Source organism: Bacillus sp. FAU20 (assembly GCF_056033865.1).
In genome coordinates this window covers 493,301-508,467 of record NZ_JBVYHY010000021.1, presented here as the reverse complement: position 1 = coordinate 508,467, position 15,167 = coordinate 493,301, and the positions used below count along the sequence as shown (strand labels likewise).

Below are 15,167 nucleotides of genomic sequence, written 5' to 3'. Positions count from 1 at the left end.
GTGTTTAAATGGAAAAGATGAAAAATGTTATCCAATCGTTAAAAACGTGGCATAAGTTAGTAATCGGTGCTGCGCTTTTAGCGATTGTAACAGGAGCACTTTTATACTTCACCTTGCCAGATAAATATGTTGTTGTATATCAAAATTTAAATGATGCAGATAAACAAGAGATTACAGCAGAATTATCGAAGTTAGGTGTCGATTACCAATTAGCGGCCGATGGTTCAATTCGTGTGCAAAAGAATGATGCTCCATGGGTTCGAAAAGAAATGAATGGGATGGGCTTACCGTTTAATTCGAAAAGCGGTGAAGAAATTTTATTAGAAAGCTCTCTCGGTTCAAGTGAACAAGATAAAAAAATGAAGCAAATTGTCGGTACGAAGAAGCAATTGGAGCAAGATATTGTAAGAAACTTTGCGACAGTTGAAACGGCAAATGTTCAAATTACATTGCCTGAAAAAGAGACAATTTTTGATGAAGAAAAAGCAAAAGGAACAGCGGCGATTACGGTTGGAGTGAAACGTGGCCAATTGTTAACAGCTGATCAAGTTGCAGGTATACAGCAAATGATTAGTGCAGCAGTTCCTGGTGTGAAGGCAGAAGAAGTAAGCGTTATTGATAGTAAAAAAGGTGTTATCTCAAAAGGAGCAGATGAAGCACATTCTAGTAGTTCCTCTTCTTATGAGAAAGAAGTAGAGATGCAGCAGCAAATTGAAGGTAAATTAAAGCAGGACATTGATGCAACGTTAATGACGATGTTTAAACCGAATGAATATAAAGTGAATACGAAAGTATCTGTAAACTACGATGAAGTTACACGTCAGTCAGAAAAGTATGGTGATAAAGGTGTACTTCGTAGTAAACAAGAGCAAGAGGAAAGCTCTACTGCGCAAGAAGGGGCAGATACGAAGCAAGGTGCTGGTATTACAGCGAACGGTGAAGTGCCAAACTACGGTACGAACAATAATCAAAATGGTAAAGTTGTCTATGATAATAAAAATGGTAACAAAATCGAAAACTATGAAATAGATAAAACAGTTGAAACAATTAAGAAACACCCAGAATTAACGAAAACAAATGTTGTTGTATGGGTAGACAATGATACGTTAGTAAAACGTAGAATTGATATGACAACTTTTAAAGAAGCAATTGGAACAGCGGCAGGACTTCAAGCTGATCCGAACGGTAACTTTATAAATGGTCAAGTTAACGTTGTAACTGTTCAGTTCGATCAGCCGAAAGCTGAAAAAGAGAAAGAGCCAGAAAAAAGTGGTATGAACTGGTGGTTATTCGGTGGAATTACAGCTGGCTTATTAGCGATTGGTGGCCTAGTATGGTTCTTATTAGCAAGACGTAAGAGAAAGAAAGAAGAAGAGGAATATGAAGAATACTTAGCAGAAGAGGAAATTGCTGCAAGTAATGAAAGTATCTTGGAAATTCCTGAAGAAAAAATAGTGCCAGAGCCAAAACCTGAACCAGAAGAACCGAAAGAACCAACGTTAGATGAACAAGTGCAGGATGCTACGAAAGAACATGTAGAAGGAACTGCAAAAGTAATTAAAAAATGGTTAAACGGACAGTAAGGGAGGAACAACGATGTTAGATGAAATCTCCTCCAAAGAAAAAGCTGCCATCCTTATTCGTACATTAGAAGAAGGGGTGGCAGCAAAAGTCATTGAATATATGACAGCTGAGGAAAAAGAAGTATTACTTCGTGAAATCGCAAAGTTTCGTGTATACAAACCAGAAACGTTAGAAAATGTACTAGGAGAGTTCTTATATGAACTAAATGTAAAAGAATTGAACTTAGTCACTCCAGATAAAGAATACATTCGTCGCATATTTAAAAACATGCCAGAAGACGAACTGGAAAAATTATTGGAAGATCTTTGGTATAACAAAGATAATCCGTTTGAGTTCTTAAATTCACTTACAGATTTAGAGCCACTTCTTACAGTGCTTAATGATGAGTCACCACAAACAATTGCAATTATCGCTTCTTATATTAAACCGCAACTTGCGTCTCAATTAATTGAGAGATTGCCAGATCATAAGCGCGTTGAAACGGTAATGGGTATAGCGAAACTAGAACAAGTTGATGGTGAGTTAATTAATCAAATTGGTGAGTTGTTAAAATCGAAATTAAATAATATGGCATTTAGTGCAATTAATAAAACTGATGGCTTGAAAACAATCGTAAATATTTTAAATAATGTTTCACGAGGTGTTGAAAAAACAGTCTTTCAAAAGCTGGATGAAGTCGATTATGAGTTATCTGAGAAAATTAAAGAAAATATGTTTGTCTTTGAAGACTTACTTGGTCTTGAAGATCTTGCGCTTCGCCGTGTATTAGAAGAAATTACAGATAACGGTGTTCTTGCGAAAGCACTTAAAATTGCAAAAGAAGAAATTAAAGAGAAATTATTTACATGTATGTCTTCAAACCGTAAAGAGATGATTCTAGAAGAATTAGATGGCTTAGGACCGCTTAAGATGACGGATGCTGAAAAAGCGCAGCAAACGATCACTGGTACAGTGAAAAAGCTAGAGAAAGAAGGAAGAATTATCGTTCAAAGAGGTGAAGAGGATGTCCTTATTTAAAAACAGAATTCCGAAGAATTCTGTTTCTTTTTCTGAAGAAACGTATGAATTACAATTTCCAAAACCAGCTTCAGTTCAAATAGAAGAGGAAGAATTACAAGCTGATCATGCAGAACTTCGCGCCCAGCAAGAATCATTACATATGGAAATGAATCAGCTAAGGCAAGAGCAGCAAATGCTAGAACGAGAGCGGCAGCAGTTATTACAAGATAAAGAACAATTTCAAATGCATATTCATGAGCAAATGGAACAGATGGAAGCAGCGCGTGTGCAATTTCAAAAAGAACAACAAGAAATAGCGTATGAATGGACAGAGTTATTATGGGATCAATCTTTTCATCTAGCAGAAAAAATCGTGAATCAAGCGGTAGATTCACGATTGCTTGATGTGTTACCTATTTTAACTGGCATCGTGCAAACATTGCCAACTTCGTTTGAAAAATTAATCATTACAGTACATCCAGAAACGTTTGAACGTATTCAAGAAGAGAAGGAGAATACGAAAGAATATTGGTTACTACAATTAGTAGAATGGAAATATGATTTCTCCTTGCAGTTTGGTGAATTTGTTCTGGAAGAAGAGAAAGAGTTCTTTGAATTTAAATTTGCACCTATATTTGCAAAACTTCGTCAGAAATGGGAAGAAGAGAAGTTATTTGAGGAGCAAAATCTATGAGCCGCCTGTTAATGAATGAGAACGAAAAATGGAATAAGTTTATTAAAACACCGCTGTATACGAAAGTAGGCAAAGTTCATAGTGTACAAGAACAGTTTTTCGTAGCAAAAGGGCCGAAAGCGAAGATTGGAGATGTTTGCTTCGTTGGAGAACATAACGTCTTATGTGAAGTGATTGCCATTGAAAAAGAAAATAATATGCTACTTCCATTTGAACAGACAGAAAAAGTATGTTATGGAGATTCAGTGACATTAGTTTCAGAAGATGTTGTTGTACCACGTGGTAATCACTTGCTCGGAAAAGTGTTAAGTGCAAATGGTGAAGTGTTAAATGAGGAAGCTGAAAACATTCCATTACAGAAAATAAAACTAGATGCACCACCTATACATGCATTTGAACGTGAAGAGATTACCGATGTATTTGAAACAGGAATAAAATCAATTGATTCTATGCTAACAATTGGTATCGGTCAAAAGATTGGTATTTTTGCTGGGTCAGGTGTTGGTAAATCAACTTTACTTGGAATGATAGCAAAAAATGCAAAAGCTGATATAAACGTTATTAGTTTAGTAGGGGAACGTGGCCGGGAAGTAAAAGACTTTATTCGAAAAGAGTTAGGCGAGGAAGGTATGCGAAAAAGCGTCGTTGTTGTAGCGACGTCAGATGAAAGTCATCTTATGCAACTTCGTGCAGCGAAACTCGCAACGTCTATTGCTGAATACTTCCGTGATCAAGGTAATAACGTATTACTTATGATGGACTCTGTTACTCGTTTTGCCGATGCACGAAGAAGTGTTGATATTGCTGTTAAAGAGTTACCGATTGGTGGTAAAACACTGTTAATGGAAAGTTATATGAAGAAGTTGTTAGAGCGGTCCGGAAAAACACAAAAGGGATCTATAACAGGTATTTATACGGTGCTTGTTGATGGGGATGATTTAAATGGTCCTGTACCAGATTTAGCACGTGGTATTTTAGATGGACATATCGTATTAAAGCGTGAGCTTGCAACGCTTAGTCATTATCCTGCAATTTCAGTATTAGATTCAGTAAGTAGGATTATGGAAGAAATTGTTTCGCCACATCATTGGCAACTTGCAAATGAAATGAGAAAGATTTTATCAATTTATAAAGAAAATGAATTGTATTTTAAGCTAGGAACGATTCAAGAAAATGAAGAAAATGCTTATATTTTTGAATGTAAAAATAAAGTAGAAGGCATAAATACATTTTTAAAGCAAGGTCGATCGGATAGTTTCCAATTTGATGATATCGTTGAAGCGATACAGCATATAGTATAAGGCCTCTGCATAAGAGGTCTTATTTTTTTGTTTTTTAATATTTCACAGATTTTTTTGGGAAAAAACTATATAATAGAAAAAGAGAACGTTATAATAGAAAGGGGTTATGAAAACAGGTGGATAAACAGCAGTACGACACAATAAAATTGCAAATAAATCAAGAAAAAGAACATATTTTAAAAGAAGTGTATGAATTAACAGCTGAAAAAAGAAAAATAGAACAAAAAAAAGAATATGATTTATATGTTGTGAAATCGCGTAGTAAAGTCGTACAAACTGGGCAACGTATTATGGCTGGCATGCTTTCTTCACATACGTTTTCACCTGAAAGAATAGAAGAATGGAATCGAAAAATTAAAAAAACGGAAGGTTTTATTCAAAAAAATGAAAGCCTTTTAGAGCAAGTAAAAGAAAAAGAACGTGTCATTGATGAGATGTATCAAGAAGATTGCAAAAAGTTTGCGAAAGCACAAGAAAAGCTGGAAGAAAAAATGCTTCTGGATTTGAAAATGTGTATGAATGGATGAGGTGAATGTAGTGATACAGTCTGTATTACCGGTGCAACAAAGTTTACCTCCGCAAAAAGAAAAAGGGCTAGAAGTACAATCAAAAAATGAAGATTCTTCATTCGATCGTACGATGAGAATGGAAAATAAAAAACAGCCGCAAACGGAGAAAACGAAACGAGAAGAAGCACCGAAAGAAGAGAAAAAAGATTATATTCTTTCTAAACCATCGGTAACGAAAGAAGAACCAATTGTAAAGAAAGAAGAAAAAAAAGAGACAGAACAGTTGTTATTAGCTGTATCTGAGCAAATGGTTGCAATTGAGCAATTACATGTCCAACCGGAATTGTTATATCAATACATACAAAAAATACAAGAGCTATATAAAGAATATGGCAATATTAAACTTAATGAATTACCTGCAGCTGAATTACAACAATTACAAGAACTTCTTTCAAATATGAATATCAAAAATGCTATATGTTTAGAAGATACAATGCAAATGGTATTAGACAAAATGAAGATGCCAGAGCAAGCGATGCAAGCATTGAAGGCTGTAGAAACAGAAACTTGTAATATTGCAAAGGAACAAGAAGAGTTTAAAGACGTAGATCTTCCGAAAGCTGAGAGCGATGATACAAAGGTAGAGTTGCCTGAGGTTGATGCATTAAACGATTCGAGCTCTGCAGGTGCAGAATTATTAAATAAAACGACGAGTACCGAACAAATAGGGAAATCAAATAGTGGTGCTGAGAAAGTTTCATTACCTGACTTAGGAAAGAAAATGGAAGCGCAAGTAGAAGCGCTGCAAAAATTTGTAGTGAAACAAGAACGTGTTTTATTCCAGTTAAATCCAGAAAAACTTGGTACATTAACAGTGTTTATGAAAAAACACGGAGATCAAATTGACGTTCACGTAGAAATGGAAAAACACGATGCGAAAAAACGTGTTGAAATCATTTTTGATGAATTGAGATTAAAGTTAAAAGAAAAAGAAATCAATATTCAAATTAGCTATTCAGATAAAGATGAAAATCGTAAAGAACAGCGAGAACAAGAGCAAAGGCAAAAACAGAAATTAGCAAATACAAATCATGAAAAACAACAATCAACAGAATTTGCGGGATTATTGGAGGAATAAAGCGTGCCAACAGTTGGATTAAATACAACGAGTACAAATCATATTCCGTTACAAGCAGGAGCGCAAAAAAGTAATGTACCTGTTAATGGTGTACAATCGCCAGTGCAACAAAGTAATGGAGTTTCAGCAGGAGCGCAAAAGACTCCTGGGGTAATGGGGAAAGATGATTTCTTAAAATTGTTTTTATCAAGTTTCCAACATCAAGATCCATTTAATGCGATGGATATGAATCAAATGATGAATCAGACAGCGCAGTTATCTCTTATGGAACAAGTACAGAATATGACGAAAGCGGTAGATAAGCTGCAATCAACGATGTATTCAACAGCACTTGATGGTGGAATGAAGTTTTTAGGGAAATACGTAAGAGGTGTTGACGGTGACGGAAACAAAGTAACCGGTCAAGTAGAAACGGTTCGTCTTGCGGAAAATAACGATGTACAGCTCGTTATTAATAATAAAGTTGTCTCTCTTCGTTTCGTTGAGAGAGTGTCTGATAAACCGATTGGGGAAACGAATCCAGAAGACGCAAAGAAAGACGATCAAAAAGTAACTGAAGAAGTAAAAACTACAAATTCATAAGGAGTGTCCATACGTTATGATTAAAGCGTTATATACAAGTATTACAGGGATGAATGCAACACAAAATGCATTAAGTGTAACTTCAAATAATATTGCCAATGCACAAACAGTAGGTTATAAAAAACAAAAAGCAATGTTTGATGATTTACTATATAACAATTCGATTGGTGCAAAAGGTGACGGTAAGTACGCAGGAACGAATCCGAAAAGTATTGGTAACGGTGTGAAAATGAGTGGTACGGTTACGGATTATAGTGATGGTACAATTACGTTAACAGGTGGCAAAACACAAGCAGCAATGGAAGGTAATGGTTTCTTCGTTGTAGGTGATTCAAAAGGCGGAAATATGGAATTTACTCGTAAAGGTACGTTTGGGATATCTTCAGATTACTATATTACGAATACTGAAGGTCAATACGTATTTGCCTACCCTGCAAATGAGGCAACTGGTGAAGTTGATTTATCTGGAATTCCAGGACCGTTGCAAATTCCAATGGGAACAGCAATTGGTGGTATTCGAACATCGAAAGGGACAATTAAAGGGAATATTCCAACTGGTGAAAAACAAATTACACAAGATTTACCTGTATATGATAATGCGGGGAATACATGGACAATGCGTGTAGAGTTTAAACAAACGAGTGAACATAACTATACATATAAAGTACAAATGCGCAATGACTCGAAAAAAGAAACAGAGTTTAAAGATGTTCCAGGTGCAGGTGGTAATATGACATTTGATGCTGTTGGAAATCCAAATCCGAAAGAGCAAGGAGCCAATATTCCATTTGATGGCGGTTCTATAAAATTAGACTTAAGCCATTTAACAAATCATCCAACAGATAAAACATTATCAGTAACAGACGTAGATGGTAGAGCAGCAGCCACGGTTAAAGATTGCTTCATTGCTGACGGTGGATACGTAATGGTAAAATATTCTGATGGAAGTATGAAATCTGCAGGTCAATTAGCTGTTGCAATGTTCCCGAACGAAGGCGGACTAATGAAAACAGGTAATGGTAACTATACAGCAACGAATACAACAGGTATTTTAGCTCTTGGTACATCTGGTCAAAACGGTGCAGGTAAAGTACGCGGTGGTGCACAAGAAGGTGCTAACGTAGATTTATCTGTAGAATTCGTTGACTTAATGTTATACCAACGCGGATTCCAAGGAAATGCGAAAGTAATTAAAGTTTCAGATGAAGTATTAAATGAAGTTGTAAACTTAATTCGATAATATATCGCATGGAAAAAATGTAATGGAGTAGAAAGGGTTTTTTATTCGTATGACAAGACAAGAGCGAATTTTACAATTGCCTTTTTTCGAAAATAAACGTGAACTTGCCGAGCAAGTATTAAAAATAGAACGAGAAGAGCATGTATATTTACCAGATCAATTTGAAATTAAGCAAGTGCCTCCGTATTCATTTGGCGAAAAACAAGCAATCATTGGCCGTATCCATGAGTTTTATTTCATAAGTGTTGGTAGCGATACTGTTTGGAAGTATCAACTGTTTAAGGATGAGATGAAGTGCCGTGAGTTTTTTGTTATGTTGCCAAATATTACGGATCAGCAGATAGCGTTTTGGTTTAATAACATAGAGTTATTGAAAGGTTCTTAAAAGCACTTTTTAGGTTTTGAGAGAGGACCTGGCGATGTTTTGGAGCGGTTAGTGCCTAATAGAGTCCCGACCGATGTGTAAGACCAGAGATATGTAGCGTTACTAGAGTAGTGTGGTAGTGTAAGAAGTGGTAATATAAAATAGTTTTAAGTTAATTTAAGGTAGTTGTAGTATACAATTAGACTGAATTTCTATAAAAGGAGAGGTGAGGAGGATGGTGCAAAATAAGTATCGCGTTACATTCATTTCGCCGAGTGAGGTTGAGCAGCGAACTGTAATGGCGGCGAATAGTTTGCCAGATTTAATTCGTAAAGTAGAGAGTATTATCGCAGATCCAAACGGTTATTTTGTGAATGATAAAAAAAATAATTGTTATTTTAAAGTGATTAAAGAAAATGTTACGTTTATTCAATATGAGTTACTATTTTCGGATAAGGAAATTCATATTGAAAAATTAAAACATATAGCACCGGTAGTATTAAAACGATTATTCGAAAAAATAAATGACCCGGAATTATATGCACTCGCGCTACTTGATGTTGATATAGCAACGAAAGAATATGTGCTAGCAGAAATGAATTCTGAGCTGAGAATAAGAGTAGAGACGGAGCTTTTGAAAAAATGGGAAGCAATGCCGACAGAAATTGTAGGAGCACAAGAAGTTTTATTAGAGGCACTTGCTTCGTTTATACAAGATTAATTGTTTTTTAATAAAGTGAATCGTTCGACTATCTATATTTTTTATATAGGTAGTTGACTTTTTCTCTTTTATAAAGCTTAATAATTAGATATACGGAATTAATGGAAGGGGAGCGACACCTTTATGTCACAAGCACAAAGTATTTTATTAGAAAGCGGAACAAATGAATTAGAGATTGTTACGTATACTGTTGGTGAAAACCTATTTAGTATTAATGTTATGAAAGTACGTGAAATCATTAATCCATTCCCTGTTACAACTGTGCCAGAATCTCATCATGCAGTTGAAGGTGTTGTTCAAGTACGTGGTGAAATTTTACCTGTTATTAACTTGGCAATGGCTCTTAATTTAAAGTCAACAAAGCCACTTGATCAAACGAAATTTATCATCTCAGAATTAAACCAAATGAAAGTTATTTTCCGCGTGGATGAAGTACATCGTATTCAACGTATTTCGTGGGAACAAATTGATGAACCAGCTTCATTATCTATGGGACTAGAAGAAACGACATCTGGTATTGTAAAACTAGATGGCAAAATCATCTTACTATTAGATTATGAAAAAATTGTATGTGAAATTAGCGGCACTGGTTATGACAATAAATCAATTGCAGGGTTAGAACAAAAAACAGATCGAGCTGAAAAAGTAATTTATATTGCAGAAGATTCAGCAATGCTTCGCCAAATATTAGAAGAAACATTATCATCAGCTGGATATACGAAAATGAACTTCTTCAGCAATGGTGCAGAAGCGTTAGCACAAATTGAAAAATTAGCGAAAGAGCAAGGCGAAAAAATGTTTGAACATATTCACTTGCTAATTACGGATATTGAAATGCCAAAAATGGATGGACATCATTTAACGAAAGTGGTTAAGGATAGTGAAGTAATGAATCGTTTACCAGTCATTATTTTCTCTTCATTAATTACAAATGAATTATTCCATAAAGGTGAAGCTGTAGGAGCAAATGCTCAAGTAAGTAAGCCAGATATTCAAGAGCTAATTGGTTTAGTTGATAAGTTAGTGCTTTAAAAGCTTCTATTTAGCCGGAATAGAAGCTCTAGCTAAGTGTTGAGCGGTCAGTGCTTAATAGAGCCCTATGCGATGTTGAGACCAGAGATATGGAGTGGTTATAGGTAAGTAGAAGAGCTGGCGTATAACATTTTTCTATTTAGTAGGAATAGAGGAACTACTTATGTAAGGAAGTTTTCAGTGCTTAATAGAGTCTCATGCGATGTGAGTTCAGAGGTATGAAGTAGTTTTAGGTAAGAAGAAGTGAGACTTTGATTGAGGATTTGAAGACTGGGTTTATAACTCTATTTTGTTAGAGAGGGGAAGGAATTAGCCATGTGTAGCATTGGCTAGTTCCTTTTTAGTATTATATACTTTAAATTGGTAGAAAAATGAAAGGTTTCTTGGGTGTTTGTCGCTGTATGTGCGAATAATCTTTATTTAGAGATTTTTGATTTAAAAATATAAGTAAACGTATTTTCGATTGTTATTTTAGTAATATTTCGTGGTAACGCAAATTTTTTCGGTGAAAAAACATTCAAAATACCATATAATATAATTAAATGTAATTAATATGCAATTTTGCATGTTAATAAAAAAACATTTTCCAAATTTTTATACTTTCTATACATTTTTGTATGTTTATTATTTGACAGATAATTTCGAACTGTTATAATATGGATATGTAAAAATTGCTATTTTCTTAAAAGACATGGGAGTCAGATGAGAATTGTGAAAGGATGAGGGGGAGTGGCACAGAGTATGTATCACCACACAGCAATTAATGTATTAGGTCTTTTGCAAAACATGTCAAATAATAAAATGAACGATATGCAACTAGAAGCGGAATTAAAAAAAATAGAAAAAAAATTCCAAGTAAAGTATGAAGAGTTAGTTGATTTACATAATAGAATGGTATTATTTCAAATAGATATAGAAAAAAATGGCGGGATGCGAGCATATGAAAAATCAGCAATTACATGGCTGAAGTCTGAACTAGAGCTACTGTATGAAGTGTATCAATTTTGTCAACGTCACGGTTTAAACATTTTAAATATTTCAAAATACGTAAGTAAAAATGAACTAAATCTTTTTCCAAAAACAGAAAGTCAATTGCAAAATACGTATTATAAATTGAAAAAACGTGAAATACCGTTTGAAAATATTGAAAAACAAAAACCAGGACGAAAGCGAAAATATATACCAGTAAAAGAGACAATGGTTGCAAGAAAACAAGAAAACGAGTACGAATTAAAAGAAGAAATCCAGCATAAAGAGGATGAAAAAAATCTTGTAACAGTTATATCTGGTATCGTTGATAACTTTGAAACAATTAATCAATGTAGTGAAAGGAAAGAAGACGAACTACATCAGTTTATGGAAGGTATTTATAAGCTTTCTAGCATGGCAGCAGGGCGTTCTAGAGAAGCAAAGAATACACGTAGTCTAGAAGGTGAATTGCAGTCGTTACAACTAGAAAATGAAAGGCTAAAACGAGAGAAAGAAGAGCTTGTACAAGATATTAAAGGTATGACGCAGCTTTTAATTCATTTCATTACAAGTTCTGATATCGATCAAATTCGTAAATTACCAACTTTCGTACAAGATTGTAAAATGGAATTACATAAACTCGGGCTATATAATGCACAAGACGGAAAAATGAAAATAATGGTTGACCGTAGCGGACAAGTTATGACGGTAACACAGTAATAAAATTTGGGTACAAAATAAAAGGGAGATACATAGTTTATATGTATTTCCCTTTTGTTTTGTATGGAATCGTTCCAAAAATGGAAGATTAATTTTTATGATTGTAGTAGTTTAGAGACCATTTTCGGAATTTGGTTCGCTTGTGAAACCATACTAAGTGCAACTTCAGTCAATAATTTGAACTTTAAAAAATCACTCATCTCCTGCGCCATGTCTGCATCTTCAATTCGAGATGCAGCATCTGTTAACGCCATACTTTGGCTATTTAAATTTTCAATATTAAACTGTAAACGATTTATCATTGCACCAAGGTCGGCACGATGAAATGACACACTTTGCAAAGCCTCTTCGATTTTAAGAATTGCCGCTCTTGCTTCTTGTTCTGTTGAAATCTTGATGTCATGTTGTGTAGGGGAAGGGGGAATATGTTTCGTCATATTTACCGTATGACCGATATCGTCTAGTGTAATAGGGCGGTTTTGACCGTCAAATACAGATAAATCATTAAACTCAGTCGTCTCGCCAATATAGCCAATTTGTTCTGTTAAAGACTGAAACTCTTTATTCAGCGAATGACGGTTTGCATTTGAATTTGTACCGTTCGCAGATTGAACGGCTAAATCACGCATACGCTGTAAAATATTTGTCACAGTTTGAAGGGCAGCTTCCGCCGTGCGAAGCATCGATATCGCATCCTCATTATTACGAATCGCCACTCGCATACCACTTGCTCTCGCATGCATACGAGTCACAACTGCAACATTAGCGGGATTATCAGAAGCATGGTTTAACTTCTTACCAGTCGCCAAATGCTCCATTGACACATTCATACGTTTCTCATTCTCATACAACGACTGCCTAGCATTCATACTTAAAACATTCGTACCAATACGCATAATAGACACTCCTTATAGATTGATATAGTTAGTGTTCTAAAGTTAATAAAAGGTCATGAAAAGATAAAAAGGCTTATGCTTATTTGCTATTTGTGTTTTAGCATAAGAGGGGATCAAGATAAGCACTAACCGCTTCTATGCACCGCAGATACTCTCTTCCACATAAAAAAGAAAGTTTTATAAATAATCTGTCTATATAGAAAAAATAAACCCCTCCGCAAGCAGAGAGGTTTATTCAGGAAACTAACTCAAATGGCTTATTGTAATAATTTAGAAACCATTTGTGGAGTTTGGTTTGCTTGAGAAAGCATGCTGATACCAGCTTCGTTCAAGATTTTGAACTTAGTCATTTCAGACATTTCTTTCGCCATGTCAGCGTCTTCGATTTGAGAAGCAGCTGAAGCCATAGAAGAAGATTGGCTCTTCAGGTTGTTTACGTTAAAGTCAAGACGGTTTAATGTAGCACCTAGAGTTGCACGGTTAGATGCAATGTTTTCTAGTGCAGAGTCAATTGCAGCGACAGCAGCATTAGGATTACCAACAGTTACTTTTGTTTTATCGAACGCACCGCCTAAGGCTTTAGCTGTAGTAGCTTTATCTGCATCTGCGGCTGTATTGTAAGCTGTTAATTTGTCAGTAACGGCTTTAGCATCTGCTGCAGACATAGACCCTTTAACTTTATTGAATTCCGTCATAACAGCATCAACTTCTTTTTGAAGATCACCTTTGTCAGTAGTAGTTGTTGTGCTAAGTGCAGTAAATTTGGCTGCAACATCATCAACTGTTTTTTGTGATGCGCCACTAATTGTTAGTTTATCAATACTTAATGATTTGGTAGAAACGTTTGCTAATTTAATATCAATTTTCTTACCTTCATCAGCGTTATCTAGTGTTTGAATTGCAATAGTTTCATTAGAACCATCTAATAATTTTTTATCATTGAATTCAGTGTTTGTAGAGATGTAATTGATTTGCTCTTTTAATGCGCCGAATTCTTTATCTAGAGCTGCTTGGTTCTCAGATGTATTTGTACCATTTGCAGATTGGTTTGCAAGGTCACGCATACGAAGTAAGATGTTAGATACTGAGTTCATTGCTGAATCAGCTGTACGGATTAATGAAATACCGTCTTGTGTGTTGTTAGCTGCAACTCCTAATCCGCTTTCACGAGCACGCATACGAGTTGCGATTGCAAGACCTGCTGCATCGTCAGAAGCGTTGTTGATACGTTTACCGCTTGATAAACGGTCCATAGCGTTGCTCATTTTAGCTTGGTTTTGGCGCATGTACTCTTGAGTACGCATGCTGTTAATGTTTGTATTAATTCTCATGTTAAGAAACCCCCATTTTTTTATATTGACTTTTCTGCAAATTGAAAAACGGTAATATGCGAAAAAATCAATTTCGAGATTTATTGTAATCCCTGTCATAGCGGGTGTCAACTAAAAATTCGAATTAATAAATATAAAAAAATAACAGTTTAACAATATATTCATTTTTTTATTACATAATTATTAAAAGGATTATTGCAAACTTTAAAAAAAAACTCTAATATTAGATTATCTTTGTTTACCGAAAAGGTGATATTATGATAGTTGGAAATATAGTAAAAGAAGTGCTTGCATATAAAAAAGGACAAATTCAGCAAAAGCTAAGTAGTCCACAAGCATTCGTTAGTAGTCGTTTTCAAGAGAAGTTGCAGAGTGAACCTGCGAAGGAGACGAAGGCTACTACGCAGCCGGCAAACATAGAAGATATGAGTCAGCCGGTACAATCTACGAAAATAGAAGCGGTTGTTAATAAGCCGGTAGAAACTATTAATAAAGTAGAGGAAGCGAATAAGCCTGAAGAAAAGGCTGAAACGAAGAAAGCAGATGAAGTGCAAGTTGCACAAAAAGAGTTTGAACGACGTTTCCCAGAAACGAAAAATGAGGCTGCTGATACGTGGGAATTAACGAAGAAGTATAATATTCAAAAAATACGTTCTTCCAATGAAGGGAAGTATGAGGATATTATTGATCGTGTAAGTCGTACATATGGAATTCCGAAAACGTTAATTCAAAAAATGATTGAGGTAGAGTCTAATTTTAATCCGAAAACGGTGTCACATGCCGGTGCGATGGGACTTATGCAGCTTATGCCAGCGAATGTGAAGGAGATGGGTGTGAAGAATCCCTTTTCACCAGCTGAAAGTATTGAAGGTGGCGTGAAAGAGTTAAGCGGTTATTTAAAGAAAAATAACGGCGACTTAGTATTGGCGCTTGCTTCTTATAATGCTGGTCCTGGTAATGTGAGAAAGTACGGAGGCGTACCGCCATTTAAAGAAACGCAAGGATATATTAAAAAAATATTAAATATCGACGTTTCAAAATAAGAAGTTTCATATATAGAGAGAACATGAAATTTTCGTGAACATGA

At 35.2% G+C, this 15,167-nt stretch carries 15 protein-coding genes; 13 read left to right on the top strand and 2 right to left on the bottom strand.

Annotated elements, in window-relative coordinates; all coding sequences use genetic code 11:
* Positions 1–8 precede the first annotated feature (8 nt).
* The 12 genes from fliF to AC0OM3_RS16305 all read left to right on the top strand — a co-directional run bounded on the left by fliF (position 9) and on the right by AC0OM3_RS16305 (position 11,853).
* The gene (gene fliF / locus AC0OM3_RS16360) at positions 9–1,583 is read left to right on the top strand and encodes a flagellar basal-body MS-ring/collar protein FliF (protein WP_474212425.1); all 1,575 of its coding nucleotides are present in this window, start codon (positions 9–11) and stop codon (positions 1,581–1,583) included.
* Between the two features lie 13 nt (positions 1,584–1,596).
* Positions 1,597–2,601: a flagellar motor switch protein FliG gene (gene fliG, locus AC0OM3_RS16355; RefSeq protein WP_000883364.1), complete on the top strand. Its 1,005-nt coding sequence runs from the start codon at positions 1,597–1,599 to the stop codon at positions 2,599–2,601.
* Entirely contained in the window at positions 2,588–3,277 is a 690-nt protein-coding gene (locus AC0OM3_RS16350; RefSeq protein WP_474212423.1) for a FliH/SctL family protein, read from the top strand. Before fliG ends, AC0OM3_RS16350 begins: the two co-directional genes overlap by 14 nt.
* A complete protein-coding gene (gene fliI, locus AC0OM3_RS16345; RefSeq protein ID WP_000088699.1) occupies positions 3,274–4,578 on the top strand; it encodes a flagellar protein export ATPase FliI in 1,305 nt (434 codons plus the stop codon). The genes AC0OM3_RS16350 and fliI overlap by 4 nt, the downstream gene beginning before the upstream one ends.
* A gap of 116 nt (positions 4,579–4,694) precedes the next feature.
* On the top strand, positions 4,695–5,105 hold the full coding sequence (locus AC0OM3_RS16340; RefSeq protein ID WP_474212421.1) for a cytoplasmic protein: 411 nt from the start codon (positions 4,695–4,697) through the stop codon (positions 5,103–5,105).
* Between the two features lie 10 nt (positions 5,106–5,115).
* Positions 5,116–6,225 (top strand): flagellar hook-length control protein FliK, encoded by a 1,110-nt coding sequence (locus AC0OM3_RS16335; RefSeq protein ID WP_474212601.1) that lies wholly within the window; start codon positions 5,116–5,118, stop codon positions 6,223–6,225.
* Positions 6,226–6,228: 3 nt separating this feature from the next.
* Positions 6,229–6,807: a flagellar hook assembly protein FlgD gene (locus AC0OM3_RS16330; protein WP_001143462.1), complete on the top strand. Its 579-nt coding sequence runs from the start codon at positions 6,229–6,231 to the stop codon at positions 6,805–6,807.
* 16 nt (positions 6,808–6,823) lie between these two features.
* A complete protein-coding gene (locus AC0OM3_RS16325) occupies positions 6,824–8,047 on the top strand; it encodes a flagellar hook protein FlgE (RefSeq protein WP_000588321.1) in 1,224 nt (407 codons plus the stop codon).
* A gap of 49 nt (positions 8,048–8,096) precedes the next feature.
* Complete coding sequence (locus AC0OM3_RS16320) at positions 8,097–8,432, top strand: DUF3964 family protein (protein WP_000198169.1); 336 nt, start codon at positions 8,097–8,099, stop codon at positions 8,430–8,432.
* Between the two features lie 214 nt (positions 8,433–8,646).
* A complete protein-coding gene (locus tag AC0OM3_RS16315; protein ID WP_474212418.1) occupies positions 8,647–9,132 on the top strand; it encodes a LysR family transcriptional regulator in 486 nt (161 codons plus the stop codon).
* 123 nt (positions 9,133–9,255) lie between these two features.
* Positions 9,256–10,164: a chemotaxis protein gene (locus tag AC0OM3_RS16310; protein WP_000075943.1), complete on the top strand. Its 909-nt coding sequence runs from the start codon at positions 9,256–9,258 to the stop codon at positions 10,162–10,164.
* Between the two features lie 741 nt (positions 10,165–10,905).
* The gene (locus AC0OM3_RS16305) at positions 10,906–11,853 is read left to right on the top strand and encodes a DNA-binding domain-containing protein (protein ID WP_474212600.1); all 948 of its coding nucleotides are present in this window, start codon (positions 10,906–10,908) and stop codon (positions 11,851–11,853) included.
* A gap of 95 nt (positions 11,854–11,948) precedes the next feature.
* Here the strand turns inward: AC0OM3_RS16305 and AC0OM3_RS16300 are convergent, their stop codons facing one another.
* Both AC0OM3_RS16300 and AC0OM3_RS16295 read right to left on the bottom strand, forming a co-directional pair.
* Positions 11,949–12,749 (bottom strand): flagellin N-terminal helical domain-containing protein, encoded by an 801-nt coding sequence (locus AC0OM3_RS16300; protein WP_474212417.1) that lies wholly within the window; start codon positions 12,747–12,749, stop codon positions 11,949–11,951.
* A gap of 257 nt (positions 12,750–13,006) precedes the next feature.
* Entirely contained in the window at positions 13,007–14,080 is a 1,074-nt protein-coding gene (locus AC0OM3_RS16295; protein ID WP_474212415.1) for a flagellin N-terminal helical domain-containing protein, read from the bottom strand.
* A gap of 257 nt (positions 14,081–14,337) precedes the next feature.
* On the opposite strand from AC0OM3_RS16295, the gene AC0OM3_RS16290 reads away from it, so the two are divergent.
* A complete protein-coding gene (locus AC0OM3_RS16290) occupies positions 14,338–15,123 on the top strand; it encodes a lytic transglycosylase domain-containing protein (RefSeq protein WP_000635227.1) in 786 nt (261 codons plus the stop codon).
* Positions 15,124–15,167: the final 44 nt, after the last annotated feature.

What these genes read in the sequence shown, in the direction of transcription:
- fliF (WP_474212425.1), top strand. Translation starts at nt 9, where the DNA reads ATGGAAAAGATGAAAAATGTTATCCAATCGTTAAAAACGTGGCATAAG.
- fliG (WP_000883364.1), top strand. Translation starts at nt 1,597, where the DNA reads ATGTTAGATGAAATCTCCTCCAAAGAAAAAGCTGCCATCCTTATTCGT.
- AC0OM3_RS16350 (WP_474212423.1), top strand. Translation starts at nt 2,588, where the DNA reads ATGTCCTTATTTAAAAACAGAATTCCGAAGAATTCTGTTTCTTTTTCT.
- fliI (WP_000088699.1), top strand. Translation starts at nt 3,274, where the DNA reads ATGAGCCGCCTGTTAATGAATGAGAACGAAAAATGGAATAAGTTTATT.
- AC0OM3_RS16325 (WP_000588321.1), top strand. Translation starts at nt 6,824, where the DNA reads ATGATTAAAGCGTTATATACAAGTATTACAGGGATGAATGCAACACAA.
- AC0OM3_RS16320 (WP_000198169.1), top strand. Translation starts at nt 8,097, where the DNA reads ATGACAAGACAAGAGCGAATTTTACAATTGCCTTTTTTCGAAAATAAA.
- AC0OM3_RS16315 (WP_474212418.1), top strand. Translation starts at nt 8,647, where the DNA reads ATGGTGCAAAATAAGTATCGCGTTACATTCATTTCGCCGAGTGAGGTT.
- AC0OM3_RS16310 (WP_000075943.1), top strand. Translation starts at nt 9,256, where the DNA reads ATGTCACAAGCACAAAGTATTTTATTAGAAAGCGGAACAAATGAATTA.
- AC0OM3_RS16305 (WP_474212600.1), top strand. Translation starts at nt 10,906, where the DNA reads ATGTATCACCACACAGCAATTAATGTATTAGGTCTTTTGCAAAACATG.
- AC0OM3_RS16300 (WP_474212417.1), bottom strand. Translation starts at nt 12,749, where the DNA reads ATGCGTATTGGTACGAATGTTTTAAGTATGAATGCTAGGCAGTCGTTG.
- AC0OM3_RS16295 (WP_474212415.1), bottom strand. Translation starts at nt 14,080, where the DNA reads ATGAGAATTAATACAAACATTAACAGCATGCGTACTCAAGAGTACATG.
- AC0OM3_RS16290 (WP_000635227.1), top strand. Translation starts at nt 14,338, where the DNA reads ATGATAGTTGGAAATATAGTAAAAGAAGTGCTTGCATATAAAAAAGGA.